Annotated in this window: 24 protein-coding genes and 1 pseudogene; 10 read left to right on the forward strand and 15 right to left on the reverse strand. The window is 44.0% G+C overall.

The annotated features are described in order from the left end of the window. Window positions 1-30 precede the first annotated feature (30 nt). The 4 genes from KI655_RS02370 (at window position 31) to KI655_RS02385 (ending at window position 2,795) form a co-directional block, all read left to right on the forward strand. Complete coding sequence (locus KI655_RS02370; RefSeq protein ID WP_285401354.1) at window positions 31-1,269, forward strand: hypothetical protein; 1,239 nt, start codon at window positions 31-33, stop codon at window positions 1,267-1,269. Between the two features lie 78 nt (window positions 1,270-1,347). Continuing rightward, on the forward strand, window positions 1,348-1,524 hold the full coding sequence (locus KI655_RS02375) for a hypothetical protein (RefSeq protein ID WP_285401356.1): 177 nt from the start codon (window positions 1,348-1,350) through the stop codon (window positions 1,522-1,524). A gap of 199 nt (window positions 1,525-1,723) precedes the next feature. Next, the gene (locus KI655_RS02380; RefSeq protein ID WP_285401357.1) at window positions 1,724-2,482 is read left to right on the forward strand and encodes a hypothetical protein; all 759 of its coding nucleotides are present in this window, start codon (window positions 1,724-1,726) and stop codon (window positions 2,480-2,482) included. Window positions 2,483-2,630: 148 nt separating this feature from the next. Further along, window positions 2,631-2,795 carry a hypothetical protein gene (locus KI655_RS02385; RefSeq protein ID WP_285401358.1) on the forward strand — a complete coding sequence of 55 codons (165 nt, stop codon included), beginning with the start codon at window positions 2,631-2,633 and terminating at the stop codon, window positions 2,793-2,795. A 66-nt stretch (window positions 2,796-2,861) separates the two neighbouring features. Here KI655_RS02385 and KI655_RS02390 read toward each other — a convergent pair whose 3' ends face one another. Further along, complete coding sequence (locus KI655_RS02390; protein ID WP_285401359.1) at window positions 2,862-3,521, reverse strand: inovirus Gp2 family protein; 660 nt, start codon at window positions 3,519-3,521, stop codon at window positions 2,862-2,864. A 248-nt stretch (window positions 3,522-3,769) separates the two neighbouring features. Then, window positions 3,770-4,840, reverse strand: a complete 1,071-nt coding sequence (locus tag KI655_RS02395; protein WP_285401360.1) for a hypothetical protein — start codon at window positions 4,838-4,840, stop codon at window positions 3,770-3,772. A 94-nt stretch (window positions 4,841-4,934) separates the two neighbouring features. Between KI655_RS02395 and KI655_RS02400 the strand changes: the two genes are divergently transcribed. Further along, window positions 4,935-5,684, forward strand: a complete 750-nt coding sequence (locus tag KI655_RS02400) for a hypothetical protein (protein ID WP_285401361.1) — start codon at window positions 4,935-4,937, stop codon at window positions 5,682-5,684. 22 nt (window positions 5,685-5,706) lie between these two features. On the opposite strand, the gene KI655_RS02405 is transcribed toward KI655_RS02400, so the two are convergent. Together KI655_RS02405 and KI655_RS02410 are read right to left on the reverse strand one after the other, a co-directional pair. Beyond that, window positions 5,707-6,015, reverse strand: coding sequence for a helix-turn-helix domain-containing protein (locus KI655_RS02405; RefSeq protein ID WP_285401363.1), 309 nt, complete (start codon window positions 6,013-6,015; stop codon window positions 5,707-5,709). Window positions 6,016-6,336: 321 nt separating this feature from the next. Continuing rightward, window positions 6,337-8,220, reverse strand: a complete 1,884-nt coding sequence (locus KI655_RS02410; protein ID WP_285401365.1) for a RimK/LysX family protein — start codon at window positions 8,218-8,220, stop codon at window positions 6,337-6,339. 356 nt (window positions 8,221-8,576) lie between these two features. On the opposite strand from KI655_RS02410, the gene KI655_RS02415 reads away from it, so the two are divergent. Continuing rightward, window positions 8,577-9,050, forward strand: a complete 474-nt coding sequence (locus tag KI655_RS02415) for a hypothetical protein (protein WP_285401366.1) — start codon at window positions 8,577-8,579, stop codon at window positions 9,048-9,050. 174 nt (window positions 9,051-9,224) lie between these two features. Further along, the gene (locus KI655_RS02420; protein ID WP_285401368.1) at window positions 9,225-9,689 is read left to right on the forward strand and encodes a copper chaperone PCu(A)C; all 465 of its coding nucleotides are present in this window, start codon (window positions 9,225-9,227) and stop codon (window positions 9,687-9,689) included. Window positions 9,690-9,797: 108 nt separating this feature from the next. On the opposite strand, the gene KI655_RS02425 is transcribed toward KI655_RS02420, so the two are convergent. The 8 genes from KI655_RS02425 to KI655_RS02460 form a co-directional block, all read right to left on the reverse strand. Then, window positions 9,798-10,985 (reverse strand): sensor histidine kinase KdpD, encoded by a 1,188-nt coding sequence (locus KI655_RS02425; protein ID WP_285401370.1) that lies wholly within the window; start codon window positions 10,983-10,985, stop codon window positions 9,798-9,800. Beyond that, window positions 10,982-11,671 carry a response regulator transcription factor gene (locus KI655_RS02430; RefSeq protein WP_285401372.1) on the reverse strand — a complete coding sequence of 230 codons (690 nt, stop codon included), beginning with the start codon at window positions 11,669-11,671 and terminating at the stop codon, window positions 10,982-10,984. Before KI655_RS02430 ends, KI655_RS02425 begins: the two co-directional genes overlap by 4 nt. Before the next feature lie 263 nt (window positions 11,672-11,934). Beyond that, window positions 11,935-12,549: a peroxiredoxin gene (locus KI655_RS02435; protein ID WP_285401374.1), complete on the reverse strand. Its 615-nt coding sequence runs from the start codon at window positions 12,547-12,549 to the stop codon at window positions 11,935-11,937. Between the two features lies 1 nt (window position 12,550). Further along, a complete protein-coding gene (tpx, locus tag KI655_RS02440) occupies window positions 12,551-13,051 on the reverse strand; it encodes a thiol peroxidase (RefSeq protein ID WP_306416330.1) in 501 nt (166 codons plus the stop codon). A 79-nt stretch (window positions 13,052-13,130) separates the two neighbouring features. Then, a complete protein-coding gene (locus tag KI655_RS02445; protein WP_285352830.1) occupies window positions 13,131-13,322 on the reverse strand; it encodes a hypothetical protein in 192 nt (63 codons plus the stop codon). Next, on the reverse strand, window positions 13,303-14,271 hold the full coding sequence (cysK, locus tag KI655_RS02450) for a cysteine synthase A (protein WP_285401376.1): 969 nt from the start codon (window positions 14,269-14,271) through the stop codon (window positions 13,303-13,305). Before cysK ends, KI655_RS02445 begins: the two co-directional genes overlap by 20 nt. A gap of 109 nt (window positions 14,272-14,380) precedes the next feature. Then, a complete protein-coding gene (locus KI655_RS02455) occupies window positions 14,381-15,091 on the reverse strand; it encodes a DUF429 domain-containing protein (protein WP_285401378.1) in 711 nt (236 codons plus the stop codon). A 9-nt stretch (window positions 15,092-15,100) separates the two neighbouring features. After that, the gene (locus KI655_RS02460) at window positions 15,101-16,813 is read right to left on the reverse strand and encodes a class I SAM-dependent methyltransferase (RefSeq protein WP_285401380.1); all 1,713 of its coding nucleotides are present in this window, start codon (window positions 16,811-16,813) and stop codon (window positions 15,101-15,103) included. A gap of 333 nt (window positions 16,814-17,146) precedes the next feature. On the opposite strand from KI655_RS02460, the gene KI655_RS02465 reads away from it, so the two are divergent. Both KI655_RS02465 and KI655_RS02470 read left to right on the forward strand, forming a co-directional pair. Beyond that, window positions 17,147-17,920: a 1-acylglycerol-3-phosphate O-acyltransferase gene (locus KI655_RS02465; RefSeq protein WP_285401382.1), complete on the forward strand. Its 774-nt coding sequence runs from the start codon at window positions 17,147-17,149 to the stop codon at window positions 17,918-17,920. A gap of 134 nt (window positions 17,921-18,054) precedes the next feature. Next, a complete protein-coding gene (locus tag KI655_RS02470) occupies window positions 18,055-19,404 on the forward strand; it encodes an MBL fold metallo-hydrolase (protein WP_285401384.1) in 1,350 nt (449 codons plus the stop codon). A gap of 12 nt (window positions 19,405-19,416) precedes the next feature. On the opposite strand, the gene KI655_RS02475 is transcribed toward KI655_RS02470, so the two are convergent. Together KI655_RS02475 and KI655_RS02480 are read right to left on the reverse strand one after the other, a co-directional pair. Further along, complete coding sequence (locus KI655_RS02475) at window positions 19,417-20,013, reverse strand: MltR family transcriptional regulator (protein WP_285401387.1); 597 nt, start codon at window positions 20,011-20,013, stop codon at window positions 19,417-19,419. Between the two features lie 112 nt (window positions 20,014-20,125). Further along, window positions 20,126-21,166: pseudogene (locus tag KI655_RS02480) on the reverse strand (PTS mannitol transporter subunit IICBA); the annotation flags it as partial. Window positions 21,167-21,678: 512 nt separating this feature from the next. On the opposite strand from KI655_RS02480, the gene KI655_RS02485 reads away from it, so the two are divergent. Further along, window positions 21,679-23,226 carry a sodium:alanine symporter family protein gene (locus KI655_RS02485; RefSeq protein ID WP_285401389.1) on the forward strand — a complete coding sequence of 516 codons (1,548 nt, stop codon included), beginning with the start codon at window positions 21,679-21,681 and terminating at the stop codon, window positions 23,224-23,226. Window positions 23,227-23,349: 123 nt separating this feature from the next. On the opposite strand, the gene KI655_RS02490 is transcribed toward KI655_RS02485, so the two are convergent. After that, on the reverse strand, window positions 23,350-23,943 hold the full coding sequence (locus KI655_RS02490) for an acetate uptake transporter (protein ID WP_285401390.1): 594 nt from the start codon (window positions 23,941-23,943) through the stop codon (window positions 23,350-23,352). Window positions 23,944-24,189 lie beyond the last annotated feature (246 nt).

Below are 24,189 nucleotides of genomic sequence, written 5' to 3' on the forward strand. Positions count from 1 at the left end.
CTCAAATTACAAACAAGAAAGGATATAGATATGACATTTACCAAAACGTTATGGGCTAGCACTATTGCCCTATCACTTATTGGCTGTGGAGGAGGAAGCTCAAACTCTAGCAGTGAGGAAACTTCTAGCGCAATATCAGGCAAAGTTATTGATGGCTACATTTCTGGAGCGACCGTTTTTTTAGATTTGAACTTTAACGGTAAACTTGAAGATGGCGAACCGAATGCTATAACTGACGAAAATGGTAACTTCGACTTAGAAATTACAGAGACTCTTTCAGAATGTTCTCAATACGTTCCTACCGTCACTCATGTACCCGTTGGCGCTATTGACTCTGACTTTCCAGATAAACCGATTGAGAAAGCTTACACCATGGTCGCGCCTCCTAGCTTTGCTATGAGCACAAATCAAGACCTTCTCAACCTTACTCCTCTAACATCGATCGTCTGGGATTCAGTAGAAAAAGAACTAGCTAGTACTGGGCAGTCATTAAGCTGTGAAAGTATCATCGCAGAACAACAATTACGCGAAGACATCATTACGCGTATGGAGCAACAAGAGATTCGAGTTGCTCAACGTTATAACGTGACGGTAAATGAATTATATAGCGACTATGTAGAGAGTGGCGACTCTGCACTTCATGGTTTTGCCCAAAACCTAGTTCCTGGCCTACAAGCTTCATACTCAGCCACTCTTGCTTTAGAAGCCTCTTACCCTAACGCAAATTACCTGTTTGTTGAGTATTTCTTAGGTATGTTCGATGAACAGGCCGAAGAGTATGACTCACAGTGGTACCGCCGTGAATACGTGGCAACGACACCGGGTAACTACACAGACGTCACTAATCTAGTCAGTTCAGACTTAGAAACCATAGGCAACGCACATGAACATATATCCCAACGCACGTTTGACAACGGTATCTATGAATATGAAGAAACTATTCGTTATGCGGCTGCAGATGATTGGACACCAAACAACCTCTCATACAACTGCTCAATTAATGAAAGTTACCGAGATCTAACAAGCCTCGGGCAATATGGCGTCACTAACGGAGCACTCAGCTCTGAGACAACAAGCTTTGCACAATGTAGTGATTTGGATCGTGTTGCAAACAATGTTACTCAGGCCATCACTACTCGCACTTTCCAAAGTGTAAAAGACGAAGTTTATCGAACTGAATCTAACCATTGGTGGAACACTTCTTTATCCGCTGAAATACCTGAAGCTATTGGTGTTGGTGACGACATCGATAATCTAGAGGCTGGCTGACTCTATAGTCGAACTAACTACATTCAAACAGACTTCCACAATCCAAATGAAGTCGATTCTGATGGGTTTTATCGCATCATGAATGAATATGAGTTTGCTGATGAGGGAATCTATTACCAAGGTTGGCAGAAAGTTCACATGCGTGACCAAGACGACAACTATACCGTTACCTATTTCTTCGAAGATGGTACTAAAAAGAAATTATGCGGTACGTATCCAAGTTTAGAACGTGACATGACCGACTGTACCAACTAACCCAACACAGAGCAGGCTGCCAAGCTTGCTTTTTTATTTTCTCTTTTTAAATTCAAGGTCTACACAATGAAAGCTCTCATCGCAATCGGTATCGGACTGTCTGTTTTGCTCGGCTCAAAAAGCCTTCCATTTTGGCTCGTCATCGTGGCCATCATTTTGTTTGGCGGTAAAAAATCAAACTAGTAAATAAGGAAATTACATGAGTTTAATCAAAAAAGTCATTCTGGGTTGGCTAGCTCTTTCCATCATTATTGGTGGATGGGCTCTTGTTACAGGCAATACATCTGAAGAAGCTATGCTTAAGAATCAGTTTGTAGGCATCTGTGAGGATGTACTGAGTAATACTAAAGATGATATCAACAATCAGTTAAAGCTAAGGCTGTTCGAGTTGAGCAAGCCAGGAAATATTCAAATTGACAGTGTCAACGAAGAGCTCATCACCGCAGAGCGCGGCTACAGTGGCGCTGCTATTGCCTGCCCATACGAACTGGATGCCAACTTTGATACAAAAGGCATTAACGTATTTACGATTGTAAAACTTGACCATGATGGTGATATCGTTAGAACAGAAAACGTAATTAATGGCCTTCAACCACAACTAAAGAAATCCACCAGCATTGACTCACAACGAACCTCTCAGCTTCGAGAGCGAGCTCGAAAACAAGCCTGCGAGACCGTATTCGAAACAAACTTGGAATTTACCAAGAATCAATTTGATACTCACATGCCAAAGGCAGGTGCCATCGTTCAGATGAGTCAACAGCCAATAATCGCAGATTCACAAAGCGGCAAGCCAAATGCATTTATTTGTGATTTCATTCTACAATCATCAGTTACGGGAATAGAGCCACACATGATTTTTGAAGTTGAGATAAACTCAGTTCAAAACATCACCTCAGTTCTGGGTTGGCCTGATGTTTTTGACCCACAGGAGAATCTATGGTGGTCAGAGCTTTAACATCAAGTATTGGGGAGATTGGTTTCCTAGTACTTTCAAAGATATATTATTAAAATAAAAGGCCTTTTTTGAGCAATCTGTTCCTATCATGACTGGTTTTTGCTAACGTGTTGATACTCAATAACATGCAGTAAAAGGACACGACCAAATGGCAAATGATTACGAGCTTGAACAAGCAGAACAAGACCTTGTTGAAAAAGAGGAACAATATATCGAAGAGTGCGTTAATCGCGGTGAAGACAAAACAGTAGTTAGACAACGCCTTGAAGATGAAAAGAATCATGACCCGGCTCTAGGTCCACTACTGAGCTGAAGACACATTAGCTCAATTGAGTTGGGAGCTAGCACTCCCAACCTTTCATATTTACGCATAGCCCAGCTAGGTACGACTAGTTGCAAAATTTTTACTGCGAGTGCCGTATTGCTTAGTTTCAAGCTTTGCTAAATAGCTTAACCTGTAAAACACCCTTTCACATTGCTCCGCATAATCCAAGGCATTCCTATCAAGGCTATACACTGGATTCTCAGGTATATGAACCAGAGACATTGATTCTTCAGGAGACCTCATTAGTGCGCTCGCCCAAGCACGGTATATCTTCCCTGCAATGTTGTCACCTAGTCGACTATATCGACCAAACCCAAAGTAAGCATCACGATTCAAAATAAGCGCAACATGATAGTGAGGGTTAACTGACTGGTTTATTTCTTTAGCCCAAACGTAACGAACAGTACAACCGTACCAACGTTGACCGCTTCTTTCTTTTTTTGCTTTATCAGCCTGCACCTGTGCCTTAAACGACTCAATAAAGCGAGTGATGACCGTCGAGTCATACTCTATTGGGTAATCAGGGCAGTCTAACGCTACTGGAAGGTGCAAATCGAAACGCAGTACAACACTGCGAGCATTCTCGGCCATAGCACGATCAAGTAGCTCATTGATACGTTGCAAATATTCAACACAAAGGTTGTATCCCGGAATAACCGAATAACCGTTAAAGGATGTTTGATTTAGTGTGGTTAGCTTTTGAGTTGAGTACATCAGTGTTCTCTCAGTCTAGTGAATGACATAGAGAAAGGTAGATATTTATTTTTTATTAATTCCCTCTTAAGGAGGGATAATAACTAGATATAAATCAGTGATTTAATATTAACTTAACCAACATACTGATGTTGCACCAAACCTAAGGATAAGCGTCAATGTGCACGTTTCCCTGATAGCTATAGCATGGACACTGGAAAGAGTAGCACTCTGATAAAACATCAAAGCCATTGGTAGCAGACGATCCTTTACCACTTATCTGAAAACGTCAGCGATGCATCAAAATCAGACTTGAGTCCCTTTATTACCTTACCAATGACTTCAGAGAGCTCCACCTTAATTTGCTGCTCATCACCATCAAATTCTTCTGCAAGGCTTCTCTGGTAAGCCTTGGACCATGGGCATATCGTTTCCAAATGAAAATTGGAATCTGGATGTTGAATACAATGTATAGATAAGTTGAACAGCAAATGCTTAGCAATGACAGGTTTCAATAAATCAGATCGTATATCAACCAAAGCTCGTTGTAACTGATAGCTGCGCCCCTCCTGATTTTGCATAATTATTGAATCAACCACCTTTTCATAATCACTGTTTGATTGGTAGCGTTCTAGTAGTAGATTTGAGTGATGCACAAGCCTCTTACCCTTTTCTGAGAAAAGAAGTCCATAGCGACTGCTAGTAACACCATACAAATACTTACCGGTAAAACCTGAGCTCAGTTTCGTGATAACACCTAAGCCTGTCAAACGCTGCAACTGATTACGAACACCGTCGACACCTACACCGGAAAACTTAGCTAGCTCTTTAGTTCCAGGAGTGACAATACCTGCTGATGATTTTGATATCAGCCAGAAGAGCACCAAACGCCCTGCATAACTCAAACTGTCAACGACATCAATCCAGCTTTTATCAACACCTCTTCCATCATCGACGACTGAGTAAAGACAATAAAGTGATAGCGGTTCGGCCTCTTCTCCACCAGCCTGGAAGGATGCAAATCTCAACTCATTTTTCATCAACGGTGTATACCGAGTAAAGCGGTAGCAATAGTGTCTAGTATCAATTCGATGCTTCTGTAACACGCCTTGTTTAACGAGTGAGGTAAGGCTTGCTTTTATCATGCTTTCTGGAAAAGCAAACTTTATCGATAGCCCTTTAACCGACAATATGTACTCAGATTTTGCGCCCTCATGATGCAATAAATTCAGCATAAATAGCTTATCTCTTGACATCAAACCACTTAACCATTTATCAATAACCCGCAATTCAATCACAAATAAACCTATAGGTATTTTAGACTTAGTGACATGTAACATAACACATAACGGCTACATGTCACACTTCAAAAATTGACACCTACAGGTCATCTCACATTTAGATATACTGAGTTAAAAAATAGGGAGTCTTCATATGACAGCATTGGATAAATGGGATGTGAGTTGGATTGACCAGTTAACTGAAAACGAGCTTGATTGGTTAATTGCTCATTTAGACAAGAAGGGAATTTCATCCCCTTACGACTCCAGCAATCAAAGCTTCGGATTGTCTAAGAAAGAGCATGCCTGCAACCGTTTGGTGACGATAAATTCTGAGGGTGAATATAGGAAAATCAGACAAAGCTACAGGCAGTTCAAATACAGGAAATCTAGCTCTTCAAAAAGCAGAAGCTATACGTTGAGCAATCAAGCAATTACCGAACTAGACAAGCTGCGCTCTACTCTCTCACAAGCACAGAGTAGAGCTATCCCACTCTCAAATTCAGATGTGATTGAGCATTTAATCCATGACACATATAACGGAATAATTGATCGAAAACGCATCGAACGTCTCGCCCAAAAACAGCTAAAGCATGAAAAAGAAATTGAAAAATTGAGGTATGAAAGAGTCAACTTTGGTAATGCTAGAATGGCTGAGCTAAAAAAAAGAGCGCAATCTAATCGGGATCCAATCGTTGAACAGTTAACCGAAGAAAATGAGAACCTTTGCCAAGAGCTGGAAGGCGCTATGAATAAAAACGCCCTATTGAAGCATAAAATCGACAACCACAAATCCTATCATGATGAGGTCATTTCAGAGAATGGAAGATTGAAGTCAGAAATAGATCAACTAAAAAAACAAAACCAAGCTTTGCTAGAGGCTAAAAAACGCCTCGATCTTTGATGGTTCTCAGCCAGGTTAAAAGTTAGCCCTTGTCCTCCAAGCTAAACCAAAAATCTAGGTCATCAGTATCATCGCGAAGATCATCAGGTAAGGCATCACATTGACCTTTTTCACGCAATGGGTTCTTGGTTTCTTTCGGGGTAACTGCTAGTTCTAGATCCAAACCTTCAAGGACCCTAAGCAGCGTCGATAACTTAACATCGTTACCAGCTTCTAAACGCTGGTACTGTTGCTGCTTCATTCCGATCCGCATATACATATCTTTTTGTTCAAGACCTAGCTTTTTCCGTTGGTCTATTAACAGCAGGGCTAGCTCCTCTACATTTCTCATCACCTTACTCCAAACAACTACAATGTTGTACGCTCACAATAAACAACACTTTAGTTGTCTCGAGAAAGCTAAACAACATAAAAGTTGTACTGAGTATCAGCGCCGTTAAAGCATTCATCAAAGAGCACTAATTTCAACAAAAAAGCGACTAACAATAATGAATGGGTACACCACAAGGTACATCATAAAAAATCAAACCGGGACAAATTAATTAAAAACAGATACTTAAAAAACCAATTCAACTTACGCTAGCACCAAACGTTTGGAAAGGGCCAACTCGCAAGAGTTGGCCCTTTTTGTTTTTCCGGAGTTTAATGCAAGCTACTCCTTCTTACCCAATACATAGTCTTCGTCACTACTCACAAGCGCACCGTATTTCAAGAAGTTCTTGCCTAGAATCATGCTGTATTCAAAGCGAGAGCGGTCTTGTAGGTTAACCTTGACCTTCTTCTCTAAATCACCGAGTTTGACGTTCATTTCTACCACAGGACGAATGTTTACCTTCTCGCCTTTCTTAGCTTTAATGCGCATCACATCAATCACTGGCTTAGTGAATTCTTGTTTATCGCCTTGGTTGTTTTGGTAGGTAAAGGTCACCATATCTTGCCCGTCTTTCTTGAAGCGTTTAATGTTAATCGCATTCATTGAGCTCACGTCTGCACCTGTGTCTAGCTTAGCCGGGAATGTCATGCCGTTGACTTCAACAAGCTCAACATGACCGACTTTAAACAGAGGTTCTGCGTTCAACAGGTAGTCGGCGCGAGTGTTGATATACACGCCCTCTTTAGCCATTTTTTTGCCTAGAACGAAGTAAGGCACCTTTTCACTCATGTCTAACACATCAAGGGCAAACTCTCGCTCATGAGCTTCACCCGATACAACAAAATCTGCACTCACTACTGGGCGAACATCCTCGCCGACTTTCAGCTTCTTAATCACCTTTTTAGAGACTTTTTGCTGCTCGCCATCCGCATCTATCAAAAAGAACTCAACGGTTTCATCATCACCCGAGCCCGTCATTTCAAAACTTTCCACCTTTAGAACCGGAGTACTCACGTTGAACGAAGCAACGGCTTTGAGTGGGAAGTGATCCAGTGTGATGTCCTCTTCTGGCGAGATAATCAAAGCCTCACCTGACTTGGTAGCATCTTGAAAGCTCTCAGCGCCAGACGAAAGTAAGTTTTCTGCGTTGCTGTTGATCATGAAGTGTTCACTGGCCGTCATGGTGCCAATTCTTAGCTGGGAGTCGCTACCTGAACGGTCACGTAAATAAACCAAGATATCTCGCGTAGTGTCTTTACCTAATTGAACAGGCACGTACACGAGAGGCCTTTGCTTACCGCTCACGTTGAGCATACGTACCAGAGGTAAACTCACCTCTTTCTTTTGACCATCATTGCTAACCATGTCAAAGGTTACTTGATTGTTTTTCTTATCAATATCAACCTCTTCAGCATGTAGATTGCTGTAGCGGTTAGCAAGAGAGAAGCTGGCATTCATTGATAGACCATTAATGGAAACGATCTCTTTTCTGCCAACTACGGTCGCCTTTTCTTGCTCTTGAAGATAATCGTAACCTGCGAATACTAATGCGTTTTCGGCTAAGAAGGTTTTACCGATCAAAATGGGCGCGGAAAAGTGGCTTCTATCGGTAAGGTTAACGTCTGTCGTGAGCTCTTGGTCCGCGATTTTGAGCGACATTTTTATGGTTGGGCGAAGTATCGGCGTGCTACTGGTTCGACTGCGGATCATACTGACACGCTCTAAAGGCGCCTCAATCTTCGCCATTTCTCCAGTTCTAGGGTTTTGAATCTTAAATGATACCTGTGCTTCAAAAGGTTCAAAGGTACTGCCATCCCAATCACTGTAAGCCACATCGCTGTTGTTCAGAACCTCTTCTGTTAGCGCCAGCATCAGCTCTTGGTCTTTTAAGTTCTTATAATCCGGATGAGTACTGGTTACTGTAATATCTTCTGCGTGCATCGACGTGGTTTCAGCGCCGGTATCGATTTTGCCAATAAAAGGAATATCGCTGAACCCTTCCACTTTCGAGAGATAGACATTCTCAGTACGGCCAAGCACCGATTTGCCGTCCAGCTCATAAGTTGGATTTTGAGTAGTAGGGGAAGTGTCAGTCGTTGCCATGGAATAGTGCGAAAAAACAAGTGTACTTATTAGAGTTAAAGCCAAAGGTATCTTTTTCATTAGTTGTTCCGTTGTCATCAGTTCACTAATAATACTGACGTTTTTGTTTAAAGTTCCTGCGTCAGCAGTGGTTCTCACATAACGTTTACGTGGTGACTTTTTCAATGACAAATCGATGACTTAACAGGGTTTAACCTCATCAATTGTTGACTTACTACTCATCCATTTTTCATTGAAAGATCTACCTAGCATTCAGGCTGACAAGTAACGGCTCTTAAACAAGAAACGCCAGCCGATTTAAACGAATCAACTAAAAGTATAGAAGCAAATTCACCATTCATTTTAAGTATTTATGTCACCATTTTATAAACCTAGCATTACAACCCATTAATTTCTTTGGTAGTATCCGCGCCGAAATGAGTGAACTGAATGTTGTGATGCATATATCAAGAAATAAGCAGATAAAACAAAAAGTAATGGCGATTTACGTCATTGCTGCTTTGCTGTTTCAGATATATTTATTGGCGACGATGGCGCTCAACCCATCACAAGTGAATAACAAGAACTGGCTGTCAGAAGCACAGGGAGAGAAGATCTTGTTGTGTACCGCAGAGGGTTTTAAATGGGTCGATATAAGAGAGCTGATTGGTGATAACGCCGAACAACCAGTATCGCTAAACGACGTCCATGAACCTCTTAAATTCCAGTGTCCATTACTGGAAATGTGCCAATTCTCAATTGTTATGATGGCTCTTGTATTGGCTGCCATTGCTGTTTGGCTGTGCCGTGTCACGAGCTCTTATCTTGACTATAGTCATACCTATTGCTTTAGCAAAATCTATCTCACACTTGCGCCTAAGCAGTCCCCACCCTCTGGTTTTTCTGCGTAAACAAATCGATAAGCCTTGTGTTTATCTCTGTTAACGAAACTTGTTTAACGACAATTTTTTAACTCAAAAAACCAACGCCTTATATCATTAAAGGCGGGTGTAACTTCACTGCGCTCTTTGCATGCAGGCCAATATGAATATTTGGCCAACCAGATAAAACCGATAGAGACTATTATGAAAAAACAGCTCAACACTCTAATCCTATTTATTGCGACACTTTTCACCGCTCAAGTTTTTGCGCACGAATACACAGCAGATAGTATTCAAATAGATCACCCATGGAGCCGAGAGGCGCCGCCGAATGCCACTGTGATTGCTGGTTTTTTCCAATTGAAAAACCTAGCAGAGAAAGACGACTTCTTAATCAGCGCTTCAACTCCGATTGCTGATCGCGTCGAAATCCATACCCATGAAATGGAAGATGGAATGATGAAGATGATCAAAGTCGATAACGTACGCCTAGCGACTCAAGAAACGGTGATGTTCAAGCCGGGCGGCTACCACTTGATGATCTTCAACCCAAACAAGCCTTACAAAAAAGGCGAGCGCTTCCCGATGACGCTGCAATTTAAAAATGCAGGCAAAGTAGAAGTCGAGCTAGCGGTTGAAGAAAACGCGCACGTGCACCATCACCACTAATCGTTAATCACTAGTCATTCATCGCTAGTCATTAAGCACCCACAAAAAACAAGCCCCCTTGTGTTCTTCACAACAAGGGGGCTTTTTGTCTTTCATGAACGAGAGGAATCAGCGCTGCATAATGAGCGTCACTTGTCCGCCGTGATCAGTATTCGATAACAGGGTTCTGCCATTCAAGTGAGTGGTAAGCTCATAGATGAGTAACATCCCGATCCCAAAACCATCTTGCGGTTTGATGCTATCGATATCTCCATTATTGAATGCTTGAATGATAGGTTGTGGAAAGCCGCGTCCGTCGTCGCTGATCTTCACGACATCGAAATTCGGGTAGTTGGCGTAAACAATCTTAATGTTCTCGCGCGTATAACGGCACGCATTACTCAGAATGTTAAACAACAATATTTTGAGCACTTTATGATCGGTCGTGATCGTTTGATCGCAGTTAACCAGTTCCAAACCTTTTTTGTTACTCAGTGCCGAAAAAGTCTTATGTACTATCGCTTCAAAGTTCGCCTTTTCTCTGGCTAGCGGCACCTGCTTGTTTAAGATCTTTAGCAAGTGGAGACTGTTCTCACACAACATGTTCAGGCTTCGCACTTGCTCATCGAGCTTGGTTAGCAGAAATGCATCACTGTTGTGGCTCTCTACTAGCATGTCACTGGTTAACTGGATTGATGAGAGTGGTGTGCGAATATCATGAGGCAGTGCAGCAAAGATCATCTTCTGCCGCGCCATCAAACTCTCTATCGCTTCCGCCATCTGATGTTGATTGGCGATCAGGGTCTTCACTGCTTCCGGGCCCCTTTCATCTACACGCGCCTTAAAGTCGCCCCGCGCATACTGAGAAGATAAGTGATGAAGCGACTTAAAGCCATTGGTCCAAGTGCGCAGCGACAAGATCAAGATGATAAGGGTACACAGAAGCTGCAATACGTCTTCCAAAAGCTCCACCAGCTTGATGTGACGTATCGCTGGATCGTTATTGTAAGCCTCGCTATTAAACGTTCCTAGAATCGCTTTATCGCCGCGTTTCTTCGCCAGTGTGTACTCTCCCTCATCTACCCTTTGCATCTCTCCCGACGAGACGTCGCATTGGAACAACCAAACCGGAGATTCTTCAGGCTTGTTGGTTACTAGTGGCGCAAGGAAGCCGTTCAACACCATTTCTAAGCGACGAAAGTTCAGGTCCTGCTGCAGCTGTTCTTTATAAGGAGCAAGTAACAGCAACGACAACATGGTACTGACTAAGTAACCCAAAATGAGTGAACTGATGATCTGACCGATAAAGGTTTTCATCGAACCACAACCTGATAGTTGAGATAGAAACCTCGGCTACGCTTGTTTCTAATCAGCTCCATATCCGGTAGGTAAGTGCTGAGCTTTTTACGAAGCGTCGACACTCGCATGTAAATAGAGCGGTCTTCAATGTGATAAGGAAAGCCGTGAATATGTTGAAAAAGCTCATGTACGAGCATGGGCTCGTCTGCATTCGCAAGCAGTTCGAGAAGTTCGAATTCAGAGGGAATTAATGGAACGATAATATGCTTAAATTGAAGTGTTGAATCTCTAGAACACAGCCTAAATATCAACTCCTCTTCAACACGAGAGTGGATACTTGGTTTCTGCTCTAGGACCTTTCGGATTCGCTCGCGAAGCGCATTGGTACGAACCGGCTTGGTGATATAGTCATTCGCCCCTATTGTGAGCGCATTGGTTTCTGTGATCTCATTGTCGTTAGCCGTCATGATGATCACAGGAATAGTAGAGCCTTGTTGGCGCAGGTTCTCAAGAACGCTTAGCCCTGAAGTATGTGGAAGCTGGATATCAAGCAGGACCAACTTAGGCGCTCGATCCATAATTATCTCAGTGGCACCTTCACCACTGCTTAAACAGTCAACCGAATATCCCTCTACATTTCTCAAAAAGTAACACAGCATCTCCCTGAGCTGCAGATCATCTTCCACTATTAAAACGTCCGACATTGAATATTCTCTACTTAAATTAGTATTAATAACCAACCTAGCCATTAAAGCCAAAATCTCATAAAAGCAAAGCTTTAACTCTCTTACATTATAAACGCTTTTTATCACGGCAACGTTTGCGTTGCTCTAATGGGAGGCAGTGTAAGGCTAAGAGGTAATTTACTCTTTAAGATAATGTAAGCCCCTCTATAAAAGAAGGGCTTAGTAATTGATTTACAAGAGAACTCTTATCCTAAAAATCAGTGTTTTAATACCGAAATGGCTTAGCCTTGTTTCTTTGCTAGCTCAACAGCGGCTGCAAGGTCTGGCAGTGTCGTCAGTTCTGGTACACGTTGTACAAGAATGATCTTGTTGTTCTGATCCGTTACCACGATGCTGCGCGTCAGTAGGCCAAGCTCTTTAATCAGCGCACCAGTCTTCTCACCAAATGCATGCTCTACCGAATCTGACAGGTACTCAACACCCGTTAGCTCATGCTCAGAAATAAAACGCTGCTGTGCAAATGGCGTATCTGCACTGATCGCGTAAAACTCGATATCTTTCAGTGACGCTTTATTCTCATTCACAAACTGAGAAAGCTCTGCCGCTTGCTGAACACATACCGGAGTATCAACAGACGTCAGTACGCTGTAGATCTTGACTTTGCCGTTGGTTGCGCTGGTATCGAACGGTTTTAGGTTTGATGTCATTAGCTGAACAGAAGGCATGTAGTCGCCGACTTTCACACCTTCACCAGTTAGATGAAACTTGTTGGTTTTCTCTAGTGTAACGATCTCGCCCGAACCTAGGTTAGCGTGCTGCTCTGTCACGTCAAACTGCGCTGAAGCAACAGTAGAAAACAGCGCAGAAAGTGCCATAACTAACAGTGACTTTTTCATGTTAAGCACCTACTACGTCAAGAACCGCTTGGTAGTTTGGCTCTTCTGTGATTTCAGAAACTCGTTCGCTGTGCATCACCTTACCTTCTTCATCAACCACAACCACTGCGCGAGTTGCTAGGCCTTTTAGCGCACCTTCGTTCAGGTTCACACCGTAGTCTTCTGTGAAAGTTGGTGAGCGGAAGAAAGAGAAGTTTTGTACTGAATCGATAGACTCAGATGTACAGAAGCGGCCCGTTGCGAACGGCAGGTCTGCCGAGATGTTCAATACCGCAACACCTTGAACGCTCGCTAGCTTTTGGTGGAACTCACGTACGCTTGCCGCACATACTGGCGTGTCAATGCTTGGGAAGATATTGAGTACCAATTTCTGGCCTTTCATCGACTCAAGTGTGATGTCTGCAAGCTCTGCTGAGCATAACGTGAAGTTTTGTGCTGATTGGCCTGCTTGTGGGAATGAACCAGAAACAGAAACCGCTTCGCCTTGAAAAGTGATTGACATGATTTACCTTCAATTTGTTTTTTATAAGATTGTTTCGATAAGAGTGAGCAACTTATCAGTAGCAATGGTATCGACTTGGTCACATATAAAAAGTAAGGGTGACTAAGCCTAAGTAAGTCGCGATATAGAAAAGCGCAACGTAGAAAAATATCGCGGTTCCATCCTCCTCAGAGATGCGCTCTTGTAGGGCTTTTACGCCAACTTGTTGAAGCAAGGCGGCAACCAGCCCCAAAAAAATAGGGATAATCGCGCTAGTTACTGCTTTTTTCATCGAACATACCTGCAAACAACGCTGAGCTTAGGTAACGCTCGCCTGAACTAGGAAGAACCGTCACAATATTCTTGCCTCGGTATTCATGCATTTCAGCAATGCGATTCGCTGCAACAACTGCTGCGCCAGAAGAGATCCCTGCAAGAATGCCCTCTTCTTTCATAAGACGATTGGCCATATCGATGGCTTCTTGAGAAGTAACACGTTCTACGTGGTCGATCAGGCTGAGGTCTAAATTACCGGGAATAAACCCAGCGCCAATGCCTTGGATTTTATGAGGTGCAGGTTGAATCTCTTCCCCTGCCAATGATTGAGAAATGACGGGTGATTCAGCAGGCTCAACCGCCACCGACAACACCTGCTTTTTCTGATAGTTCTTAAGGTAACGGCTCACCCCTGTGATGGTACCGCCTGTACCTACGCCTGCGACAAACACATCGATTTGGCCTTGAGTGGCATCCCAGATTTCTGGCCCTGTCGTCTTTACATGAATCTCAGGGTTGGCAGGGTTATCAAACTGCTGAAGGAGCAGATATTTATTTGGGTTGGAATCAACGATCTGTTGCGCTTTATCTATCGCGCCTTTCATGCCTTTTGCTGCTTCAGTCAAAACCAAGTTCGCACCCAAGGCTTTCAATAATTTGCGACGCTCTAGGCTCATCGATTCAGGCATGGTAAGAGTCAGCTTGTAGCCACGAGCCGCAGCAACGTAAGCCAACGCAATACCCGTATTACCACTGGTCGGTTCAACAAGTTCAATCCCCGGAACTAACTTGCCTAACTTTGCCGCCTGCCAGATCATATTAGCGCCAATACGGCACTTCACACTAAAACTTGGATTACGTGATTCAATCTTAGCCATCACACGTCCGTTACTCACTCGGTTCAAGCGTACCAACGGTGTATGACCAATAGTGTAGGAGTTATCTTCTGCGATGTTATTTCTCATAACGACTGCCCTTATTGATAATTAGAGCAACAAAAAATACGTCTCGTGGGTTATGAAGATAACTAACGGCAGTTAAGGTACTGTAAGTGGTTATTTAGAAATGAAAAAGTTAGTGAGACAACGACAGCCAATAGACAATCTCGCGGGTTCGCCCTTGCGGATCCTTATCTTCACTCTCAGGAAAGGAGCGGAGTTGGTCAGAGTGCAGTGCACACAACATCAAGGCAAACGCGTCGATGAGATCATCCGGCGCCACTTTTGATTTCTTGGTGGTTGCTACTTGGTGCTTGAGCTTATCGATATGTTGAGGCAGGTATTGCGCTAACAAATCGAGCCTTTGCTGCTGGCCTTCAATGCTCTTTTTGGAATGCACTAGCGGCGCGCCATTTAGTGCAGCAAACACCACCTCTGGGTGCGACTCTCGCAGATAGAGGTCAGGATAAAGATTGAGTAACGCATCCACCTCACGCACTTTTGGCAGAATATACCAAGCCTGTTTAGAGAGCTTACGTCCACACAACTTGAAGTTAATCTCACAAGCCTGAGGATAGCTTTCAGCATAAGCCGCTTCACGACAAGGCACAGGGAACACCGAAGCACTGCGGGTTCGCGTTAGGTATTTTCGAGCCGCTTTGTCACACAGCCTATCTGGCGTTTGTGAATCACTAAAGCCGATTGGGATATCAATCAGAGTATGAGCATCACACAACTGTCCTGTTATCTCGGATAGCTCCGCAACTACTTCAAGCTGCACCTCATCGTGCTGCCAAATCCAAACCACCCACCCCACTTTGCAGGCATCGATTCCGATGTGTTTCATGTTCTATTCCTAACGCCACTCATTGATCAACAAACGGCTTTTCACACCACGAACCTGCAACCCCATAGCATCGAACACCTCTTCAAAGTCCCGACATTGAGGTGGAATGTTCGGTAAAGACAGGGCAGCTTCCGAGAAGAAACGTTGCTGAGACTGTTCTGAATAATCCCAAGCCAAACGCCACCAATCCACAATGCGCTGTTTCGATGCGTGAAGCTTTTCAGGCGTAGGAACTTTATCGCTTTTATTGAGGTTTTCTTTGGTTGTTGTCGGCAGAAGATTCCATTTGTCGTTATTCGGCCAGTAAGCAAACGGCAAACAATGATCAACATGGTATTCCTGCTTGAGTACCTTACCGCTCCAAACACTTACGATCTCAGTTTGCTCCTTTCTGAGCTGCTCAACACGCTTTCTCACGTCTCGCGTATCGTGGTTATGATCAATCCATACCAAGCAGTCGTGGTAGGTTTGCAATGAAATGTTGCGTTCACGGTTTGTCTCGAAACGCTGCATTTCCATCACCCACTGATTAACGACCAACGGTTCAATCCAAGAGTGGTAGATTCGAAAACATTCCCAAAGGCTCTCATCCAAAGTGAAGTAGCCAAAGCTGGCTAAGAATTCACTGTCTATAACTAAAGAGTTGAGTGACTTTCGACGTTGCGCTGGAGGCAATATCTCGAACAACCTGTTTTCTTTGGCTCCCTGATAGATAAAAGTCACGGGGCCAGCTTTTATGGTGCTTATGGTATGTGAGAACAGCTTCTGTAATGCTTTTGCTTCTTCTCCTAAAAACATCGCACCAATCGCGAGATCATCAGCACTTAAATGCTTTAACTGATTCCAACCGTCTTCTTTAACAAAACCAAGCCCCTTAGTGGTATTACTGTTCTGCTGAATACCCGAGCCTTCGATATCAATATCAATTAAGCGCTTGAACTGACGAATCCAATACAAAGCAACGATACCAACAGGCAATAGAACTTTACCGTCACTTCTATCAAGCACCGCGCCAGAATGTGCATCGGCAACGCGCAATAGGGTTCTCAACAAGGCTAATTTATACGTAGCTGATTTACTGTCGTTGACGATGATATGACGAACCTTATTCAGATCCCCAGAGCCGTCATCGGGTAATGTCATGACAACAGTTTGCCACCAGACGTCACTACGGTTGAGCGAATCTTTACTGTCATCTACATGGCGAACGAGCAGAGCGCTATTCTTGGCAAACTGCTCTAATTCTTGAACTGAAACAGGGTAACCTTGTCGCTCATCGCTGAACTCTCCATGACGAAGTGTAATAACGAGCCTTCCATTCGGTGCCAATAGATTAGAGAGTTTACGAAAAGCGCGCTCACGATAACTAGTTGGTAAATGCATCCAAACGGCACTGACCAATATAAGGTCAAATCGCATACCTAGATTTTCGGTTCGACTGAGTGACGGCAAAGAATCATCCATCCAAGTAACCTGAGCACCAGTGTGTTGTGCTCCAAGCTCTCTTAAACCTTGACTTGGTTCAATGGCGATAACGTCACAGCCCTGTTGCTGCATCCAACGTGCATCACGACCACTGCCCGCGCCAATATCCAGAACCTTGTCACCTTGCATGGGCCAATAAGGCTGCCAACTGCGATGAACTGACTCAAAATCGATAGAATTATACTGAGTACTCAGTTGCTGTGCATATTGGTGATAAAAGTCAGTCTTCGATGCCATATTCAATCAGTTAGTAGTGGTTCTAACTCAATGATAAGTCGACAGTTAGTAGAATACTATCGAACCATACAAAACTTACGAATTTTCCTTCGCTTAAATTTTGCTCTTTGGTTACTGCAACCAATTTGCCATTTTTATCGAATCATCTCTCCAGTGAACACCTGTAGGCTCACTTTGTTCTACCAAACACCCTTGTTAGTCATTGTTTTATATACATATCTCAAAATGGCTGTCTTGCACTGTGATTTTGTTGCAATTTGGTTAAATAGACTTAAAACTCTAATCATCTCTAACGGTTTGAATACTGCGTCATGCAATGCAAAGGAGTTGGCTGTGCTTACTGTTCTTCGTCTTATTTTGGCTACGGTGTTTGTGGTATTCACCACGCTCGCGGCTTTGGTCTACTGCTTGTTTAGCCCGAAAAATCCCAAACATGTCTATTTCTTTTGTCGTTGGTTTAATCAACTGCAAAAGATTGTCGGTTTAACGGTGATTCAACGCGGATTAGAGCATGCGCCCACACCGAGTAATAGCGTGTATATCTCAAACCACCAGAGTGTGTTTGACTTCGTGACAGATCCAGGAATGCTGAGGCCACGCACCGTGTCACTTGGTAAGCGAGACCTGTTATGGGTTCCGTTCTTTGGCGTGCTGTATTGGATCACGGGTAATATTTTGATTAACCGTGAAGATAAGTCAAAAGCCAGAGACACCATTCAGCAAGTTGCCGAAGCCATTCACCAACGTGACTTATCCGTTTGGGTATACCCAGAAGGTACGCGTAGCAAAGGTCGTGGGTTGCTGCCGTTCAAAACTGGCGCTTTTCGTATGGCGATTGCCGCTGGCGTGCCGATTACACCCATGTGCACTAGCACTACTCACAACAAGATCGATTTGAATCGTACCAATAACGGCATTGTAATCACCGAAATGCTGGAGCCGATTGATGTATCAAACTATCAGTTGAGTGATGCAAGAGCCCTTGCCGATCACTGCCACGCATTGATGAACGAAAAAATCGCGGAATTAGATGCCGAAGTGGTTCGCTTGGAAGCTGAGGCCGAATCAAAGCTCAACGCTCGTGAAGCTCAACACAAAGCCGAGTGATGTCTCGCTCACCATTGGCTGAGTTATTAATCAATTACATTGAACAGGGCAAAGGATCGCAACTCTGACTGTTACTGTTTTCTTGTTTGAATGTTGTTAGCACAATTGAGCTTGGATTTTATTAGGAGCGCAGCATGCAGGTCATTCATCACGGTGGAAAAGAGACAGTAACTGGCTCTTGTCATGAATTAAGAGCCGCAGGACAAGCGGTTTTGATAGACTGTGGCTTGTTTCAAGGAGCAGGCAGTCGCCCGCTAGAGGTGGATTTTGAGACTGACCAACTCAGCGTCCTATTGCTGACACATAGCCATATTGATCATATTGGTCGCCTTCCTTGGCTGTTAGCGAGTGGCTTCAATCAGCCCATCTTCTGTACTAAGGCCACAGCAGCCATTGCGCCGCTGATGATTGATGATGGCTTGAAACTACAAGGATTCAGCCATAAACAGCGCAAACAAATCTTAAAGCGAATTCACACTCTTATTCAGCCTCAAAGCTATCAAACATGGTTCCCGCTTCCCCACAGAACTGGCCCTCAGGGGCATAAGGATCATGGTAGGCCAAATACTCTCTATGCTCGATTTCAACCCGCAGGTCATATCCTTGGTTCTGCTTACATCGAAGTGAAATTACCCAATGAAGAGGTAGTGGTCTTCTCGGGCGATTTAGGCCCAATTAACACGCCCCTTCTTCCTGATCCGGTATCGCCACAACGCGCGGATCATCTGTTTATTGAATCAACCTATGGTGCGAGCGATCATTCAAATATCACAGAACGCGCCAACACGTTAAACCACATCATTGATCGCGCATTGCTAGATGGTGGCAGTATATTGATTCCCGCATTCAGTGTGGGTAGGACTCAAGAGCTGTTGTTTGATATTGAAAATCTAATTGCACAGCGAGCACTGAGTGACGCACTTCCTATCATTGTTGATTCTCCAATGGCGCTAAAAATCACCCGCTCTTATCGTCACTTTAAAAGTCTATGGGGAGAAGAAGCGAAACAGCGACTCGAAGCGCACCGTCACCCTTTGGCATTTGAGCAGTGCGTGACGATTGATGATCATCGAACTCACAAAAAGCTGGTAAATCGACTCAAGTCTACCGCTGAGCCTGCCATCGTGATCGCAGCATCGGGGATGTGTCAGGGCGGGCGAATTATGAATTACCTGTCGGCACTGTTACCTGATAAACGAACTGATGTGATTCTGGCTGGTTTTCAAGCGCACGGCACCTTGGGGCGAGAGCTTCAGCAGGGGAAAAGTAGTGTGCTCATCGACCAGAAAAACATCCCAGTTAACGCACAAATACACACTATGTCAGGCTACTCAGCTCATGCTGGTCAAAGTGACTTGCTGCGCTTTATCGAAGGAATAGACACGCCACCAAAATCGATCCATTTGATTCATGGTGAGCCAAAAACTCAGAAAGTATTTGCTGAGGTGCTTGAAAAGCGAGGCTACAGCGTAACAAACCCATAGAGGATTCGTTTGCTATAGTGCCCCAGAAGGCAGAAACGAGGTGTCACAGTGGCAGAGCTGTCTGACAAGTTCTGCGATGGCTAATACGACGCTGGATTGCACCTTTTGGTTATGACGTTCAATGAACATCGTCAGCATCTCTTCGGGTAGGTTGTTGGCTGCTTGCTGATCGTAATCGATAGGCATCACACTTTGCACCACGTGGACTTTTTGCAGCTCTTCAATCACATCTGGGTCGGTAAAGTAGATGCTGCTTTGTGGCGTGTCTGCCCACTCTTTCAGGGTCACAAAGCGCTCTACATCTTCATAGATTTCACGGTTAATCACACCAAGTCCATACAGCAGCTTGCTGCGAACCATCACATCCCCTAAAGGACCTTGATTCTTAAGCAGAGGATCAACCACAAACTTCACGGCGTAATCGTCTTTATAGAAGATAGTTTGCATTAACACGCCAATAGTATCGTCCAAGGCATGATAGGCCGCTAAGAACACCGCACTGGCGTCCTCAGCAGTCGAGATCACTTCCAGCAGTTCTGCTTCATTGGGCAAGTCTATGGGCTCTATGGCCTTTGAAAGCATGGCGCTTTCTGCTCGCGTGTTTCTCATGTTTACCTCTAAGCCTAAAGTGACGTTGGTCTATCGCTGTAAGAACGTCGTCATTTTAAAGTGATTAGTCTGACGTTCGATTTGAAAAGCGTGGTCGACCTGTTAAATAGCCTTCTTCCTGCTCAGCTTCCGCACTTTGCTCTGTTTTTAGAATCAGTGATGAGCATAAGAACGACACTAAGGTAGAGATAACAATAGAAAGCGCGACACCCAACATTGATGATTTAGGCGCCATCACCAAAATAGCGAAGATCGAACCCGGAGAGGCTGCTGACACCAAACCCGCATCAAACAAGACCAACGTTGTCACGCCCGCCATACCACCAGCAATCAAAGCGAAAATCAGGCGAGGCTTCATTAACACGTAAGGGAAGTAGATCTCTTGAATACCGCCGAAGAAGTGAATGATGGATGCACCACCAGCTGTTTGTTTAGTGCTGCCTTTGCCAAACACCATATAAGCCAATAACACCCCAAGACCAGGGCCTGGGTTAGACTCAATAAGGAATACTAGCGACTGACCATATTGTTCAACTTGCTGGATTCCGATTGGTGAGAACACACCATGGTTAATCGCATTGTTGAGGAAAAGAATTTTCGCAGGTTCCACCAGAATAGAAACCAAAGCCAGTGAGCCAGTGTCGACCATGGCCTGGACACCTGCGGCCAACATAGTCGAAACCACTTTTACAGCAGGCCCGACAATCAAAAAGGCAACGATGGCACACATCATTCCTATGATGCCCGCAGAGAAATTATTCACCAGCATCTCAAAGCCACTTCGAACCTTGCCTTCAATAGCTCGGTCAAAACGTGCAATCACAGCGCCACCTAATGGCCCAATGATCATCGCTCCCATTAGCATCGGAACATCAGTGCCAACAATCAGGCCCATGGTTGCGATAGAGCCAACAATTGCGCCCCGCTCTCCCCCAGTCATCTTGCCGCCAGTGTAGCCAATCAATAATGGAATCAAGAAGGTGATCATTGGGCTAACCATCGAAGCCAGAGCTTCATTCGGCCACCAGCCCGTTGGTATGAACAGTGCGGAGATCAATCCCCAAGCAATAAAGGCACCAATACTAGGCATAACCATGTTCGCAAGAACACGACCGAAACTCTGAACTTTGATTTTTGAACTTGGGGAGAACATATAGAACCTGGAACACATCTGTAACAATCAATGACTCTGGTAAAATCTGCAAACTTAGGCAAAAAACCTGTAATTGGCTGAGATTCATACCACACCCACCCATTGTGATTTTGATCACACCAAAACTCAAACACAGCAATCTAAATGTGATTTACAGATCACATTAACAGAACAACTATCGATAAGGTTACGTATTAAAACCACAATATAACCTAATCCTGACGTTTTCATCAGCAACAAGTCAGCAAATTGAAATTTAATACCAACGCCATTTACATCATGAATTTCTATTCTTTCGAGCCAGCTCTAACTAAAAAGATGCATTAAATTGCATTTCTATGTCGAATGGCAAACGGAAAAATAGAACTTATCGTTAACAAAAGCCCTCCAGAACATGCGATATATCACACTATTAAGCTTAGATAGATAAATAATTTAACAAGAGCATTACATGTGAAGTATTGTGTTGTACGAAAAACAATCATAAGTACAACTAACAGGGAAAAATACTCATGCAGTCATTCGTTGATTTTTTGAATGGAATAATCTGGAGTCCGGTACTGATTTACTTGTGTCTAGGCGCAGGTTTGTTCTACTCCATAATGACCCGATTTGTTCAAGTTCGTCACTTCTTTGAAATGTGGCGTTTGTTGTTATCTGGCAAAAGCTCAAGTAAAGGTATCTCGTCTTTTCAAGCACTTGCCGTTTCGCTTTCTGGGCGCGTAGGTACAGGTAATATTGCTGGTGTTGCTGCCGCAATCGGTTTCGGTGGTCCTGGTGCTGTATTCTGGATGTGGGTTGTTGCCTTCTTTGGCGCGGCAACTGCGTTTGCAGAATCGACACTGGCTCAAATCTATAAAGAAGAAGATGAGGGCGAGTTCCGTGGTGGTCCAGCTTACTACATTGAAAAAGCGATGGGTCAGAAATGGTACGCGTGGATCTTCGCTATCGCGACAATCTTTGCTTGTGGTGTTCTACTACCAGGCGTTCAGTCAAACAGCATTGGTAATGCGGTAGAAGCTGCGTTTGGCACAGGCGACATGATCGAAACAGCTATCGGTACGTTCAGTTTTGCTAAAGTTTTCACTGGTACTGTTATTGCGATCATCCTAGCGTTCATCATCTTCGGTGGTGTTAAGCGTATTGCGAACTTCACGCAAATCGTGGTTCCTTTCATGGCGCTGGCTTACATCGTGATTGCTTTCGTTATCATTCTTCTAAACATCGGTGAGGTGCCACGCATCTTCGGTATGATTGTTGGTGACGCATTTACGCCTATGGCTGGTGTTGGTGCTGCTATCGGTTGGGGTGTAAAACGTGGTGTTTACTCTAACGAAGCAGGTCAAGGTACTGGTCCTCACGCTGCAGCGGCTGCAAGTGTTGATCACCCAGCACAGCAAGGTCTGGTTCAATCTTTCTCTATCTACATCGATACGCTACTAGTATGTTCAGCAACAGCGTTCATGATTCTTATCACTGGTGCATACAACGTACACGGTGGTGCTGAAGGCGCATTCCTAGTACAGAACCTAGCTGCAGATATCGGTGCGAACGGCCCTGTATTTACACAGCTTGCAATCGAAAGTGCTCTACCAGGTGTTGGTAAGCCATTCATTGCGTTCGCTCTGTTCTTCTTCGCGTTCACAACTATTCTTGCTTACTACTACATTGCAGAAACGAACATCGCGTACCTACGTCGCACAGTTAAGATTCCAGGTATGATGTTTGCTCTGAAAGCGGTTCTTATCACTGCAGTATTCTACGGTACAGTGAAAACCGCCAACCTTGCATGGGCAATGGGTGATGTGGGCGTAGGTCTGATGGCTTGGCTAAACATCGTCGGCATTCTGATTATCTTCTTCATGTCTAAACCAGCTCTGAAAGCGCTGAAAGACTACGAAGAGCAACAGAAGAAAGGCGTAACTGAGTACACATTTAACCCAGTTAAGCTTGGCATTAAAGGTGCAGATTACTGGGAAGGTAAATACAAGCGTAAGACAGGTAAATCACCTGAAGCTGAATCAGCTGACAGCAAGCCAGTTGAGCAGCCATCTGCGTAAGTAAACTCCTGAGCTGAATAGATGCTGTAAGGCCTATTCAGAGACAATAAAAAACGGGTTAGCCATTTCGGCTAACCCGTTTTATTTTCCTGCGCTTTTAAGAGCTGTTCCCAAAAATCAGTCTTAAGCTGCGATCTCTTGCGCTGCAACTTGCGGTGCTTTCTTCTCACCGATTGGCAGTACTGTGCGACCGTATTCGTTGTTGAGCACTTGAGCCATTGCAAAGTAGATTGCAGAAGCGCCACAGAAGATACCTTCAAAACCAGCGATGGTGCCGATTAGTTCACTACCAGTGAAATCACGAGCTGCTAGCAGGAAGAATAGAATTGTTAGAGAGCCGAATACCACTTGCTTCGCTACTGGGTAGCACAGAGAACCAATGAACATGAAGCCTGTGAATACGCCCCATAGCAGTAGGTACCAACCCATGAAGCTTGCTGGGCTTGCTGGTAGCCCCATGTAAGGCATTACGATCAGACCAACCAGTGTCAGCCAAAATAGACCGTAAGAAGTAAATGCTGTCGTACCGAAAGTGTCACCACGCTTAAAGCACATTGTGCCGACAATCACTTGGCTCAAACCACCGTAGAAAATACCCATAGCTAGGATCATCGAATCAATCGGGAAGAAGCCTGCGTTGTGAATATTAAGAAGAATAGTGGTCATACCGAAACCCATTAAGCCAAGTGGCGCTGGGTTAGCTAGTTTGGTCGACATTGCGAATTTACCTTTATCAAATAGGGGGTTAAACAAAACCAATAAAAATTGTAAGAAAATTTTAATCTATAAACCGTATTTGAGGTAATCCAGTTATCGAAAACTTAGGTTGAGTAAATGATCTTATGAGAATCACAAACCATTTCGATTAAATTAGATTCATATAAGCTATGAGTTGGACGAGAGATTCCCTACTGCGCTCGTGCCTCGCTTGTATAAAGATACGAGTGTCGAGATAAGAGATGC

Origin of the sequence: Vibrio sp. D404a (assembly GCF_030248535.1) — a bacterium.
Taxonomy (GTDB): domain Bacteria; phylum Pseudomonadota; class Gammaproteobacteria; order Enterobacterales; family Vibrionaceae; genus Vibrio.

Excerpts from the sequence above, each read along its gene's own strand:
- KI655_RS02370 (WP_285401354.1), top strand. The coding sequence starts at position 31 with ATGACATTTACCAAAACGTTATGGGCTAGCACTATTGCCCTATCACTT.
- KI655_RS02375 (WP_285401356.1), top strand. The coding sequence starts at position 1,348 with ATGAATGAATATGAGTTTGCTGATGAGGGAATCTATTACCAAGGTTGG.
- KI655_RS02380 (WP_285401357.1), top strand. The coding sequence starts at position 1,724 with ATGAGTTTAATCAAAAAAGTCATTCTGGGTTGGCTAGCTCTTTCCATC.
- KI655_RS02385 (WP_285401358.1), top strand. The coding sequence starts at position 2,631 with ATGGCAAATGATTACGAGCTTGAACAAGCAGAACAAGACCTTGTTGAA.
- KI655_RS02390 (WP_285401359.1), bottom strand. The coding sequence starts at position 3,521 with ATGTACTCAACTCAAAAGCTAACCACACTAAATCAAACATCCTTTAAC.
- KI655_RS02395 (WP_285401360.1), bottom strand. The coding sequence starts at position 4,840 with ATGTTACATGTCACTAAGTCTAAAATACCTATAGGTTTATTTGTGATT.
- KI655_RS02400 (WP_285401361.1), top strand. The coding sequence starts at position 4,935 with ATGACAGCATTGGATAAATGGGATGTGAGTTGGATTGACCAGTTAACT.
- KI655_RS02405 (WP_285401363.1), bottom strand. The coding sequence starts at position 6,015 with ATGAGAAATGTAGAGGAGCTAGCCCTGCTGTTAATAGACCAACGGAAA.
- KI655_RS02410 (WP_285401365.1), bottom strand. The coding sequence starts at position 8,220 with ATGAAAAAGATACCTTTGGCTTTAACTCTAATAAGTACACTTGTTTTT.
- KI655_RS02415 (WP_285401366.1), top strand. The coding sequence starts at position 8,577 with ATGAGTGAACTGAATGTTGTGATGCATATATCAAGAAATAAGCAGATA.
- KI655_RS02420 (WP_285401368.1), top strand. The coding sequence starts at position 9,225 with ATGAAAAAACAGCTCAACACTCTAATCCTATTTATTGCGACACTTTTC.
- KI655_RS02425 (WP_285401370.1), bottom strand. The coding sequence starts at position 10,985 with ATGAAAACCTTTATCGGTCAGATCATCAGTTCACTCATTTTGGGTTAC.
- KI655_RS02430 (WP_285401372.1), bottom strand. The coding sequence starts at position 11,671 with ATGTCGGACGTTTTAATAGTGGAAGATGATCTGCAGCTCAGGGAGATG.
- KI655_RS02435 (WP_285401374.1), bottom strand. The coding sequence starts at position 12,549 with ATGAAAAAGTCACTGTTAGTTATGGCACTTTCTGCGCTGTTTTCTACT.
- tpx (WP_306416330.1), bottom strand. The coding sequence starts at position 13,051 with ATGTCAATCACTTTTCAAGGCGAAGCGGTTTCTGTTTCTGGTTCATTC.
- KI655_RS02445 (WP_285352830.1), bottom strand. The coding sequence starts at position 13,322 with ATGAAAAAAGCAGTAACTAGCGCGATTATCCCTATTTTTTTGGGGCTG.
- cysK (WP_285401376.1), bottom strand. The coding sequence starts at position 14,271 with ATGAGAAATAACATCGCAGAAGATAACTCCTACACTATTGGTCATACA.
- KI655_RS02455 (WP_285401378.1), bottom strand. The coding sequence starts at position 15,091 with ATGAAACACATCGGAATCGATGCCTGCAAAGTGGGGTGGGTGGTTTGG.
- KI655_RS02460 (WP_285401380.1), bottom strand. The coding sequence starts at position 16,813 with ATGGCATCGAAGACTGACTTTTATCACCAATATGCACAGCAACTGAGT.
- KI655_RS02470 (WP_285401384.1), top strand. The coding sequence starts at position 18,055 with ATGCAGGTCATTCATCACGGTGGAAAAGAGACAGTAACTGGCTCTTGT.
- KI655_RS02475 (WP_285401387.1), bottom strand. The coding sequence starts at position 20,013 with ATGAGAAACACGCGAGCAGAAAGCGCCATGCTTTCAAAGGCCATAGAG.
- KI655_RS02485 (WP_285401389.1), top strand. The coding sequence starts at position 21,679 with ATGCAGTCATTCGTTGATTTTTTGAATGGAATAATCTGGAGTCCGGTA.
- KI655_RS02490 (WP_285401390.1), bottom strand. The coding sequence starts at position 23,943 with ATGTCGACCAAACTAGCTAACCCAGCGCCACTTGGCTTAATGGGTTTC.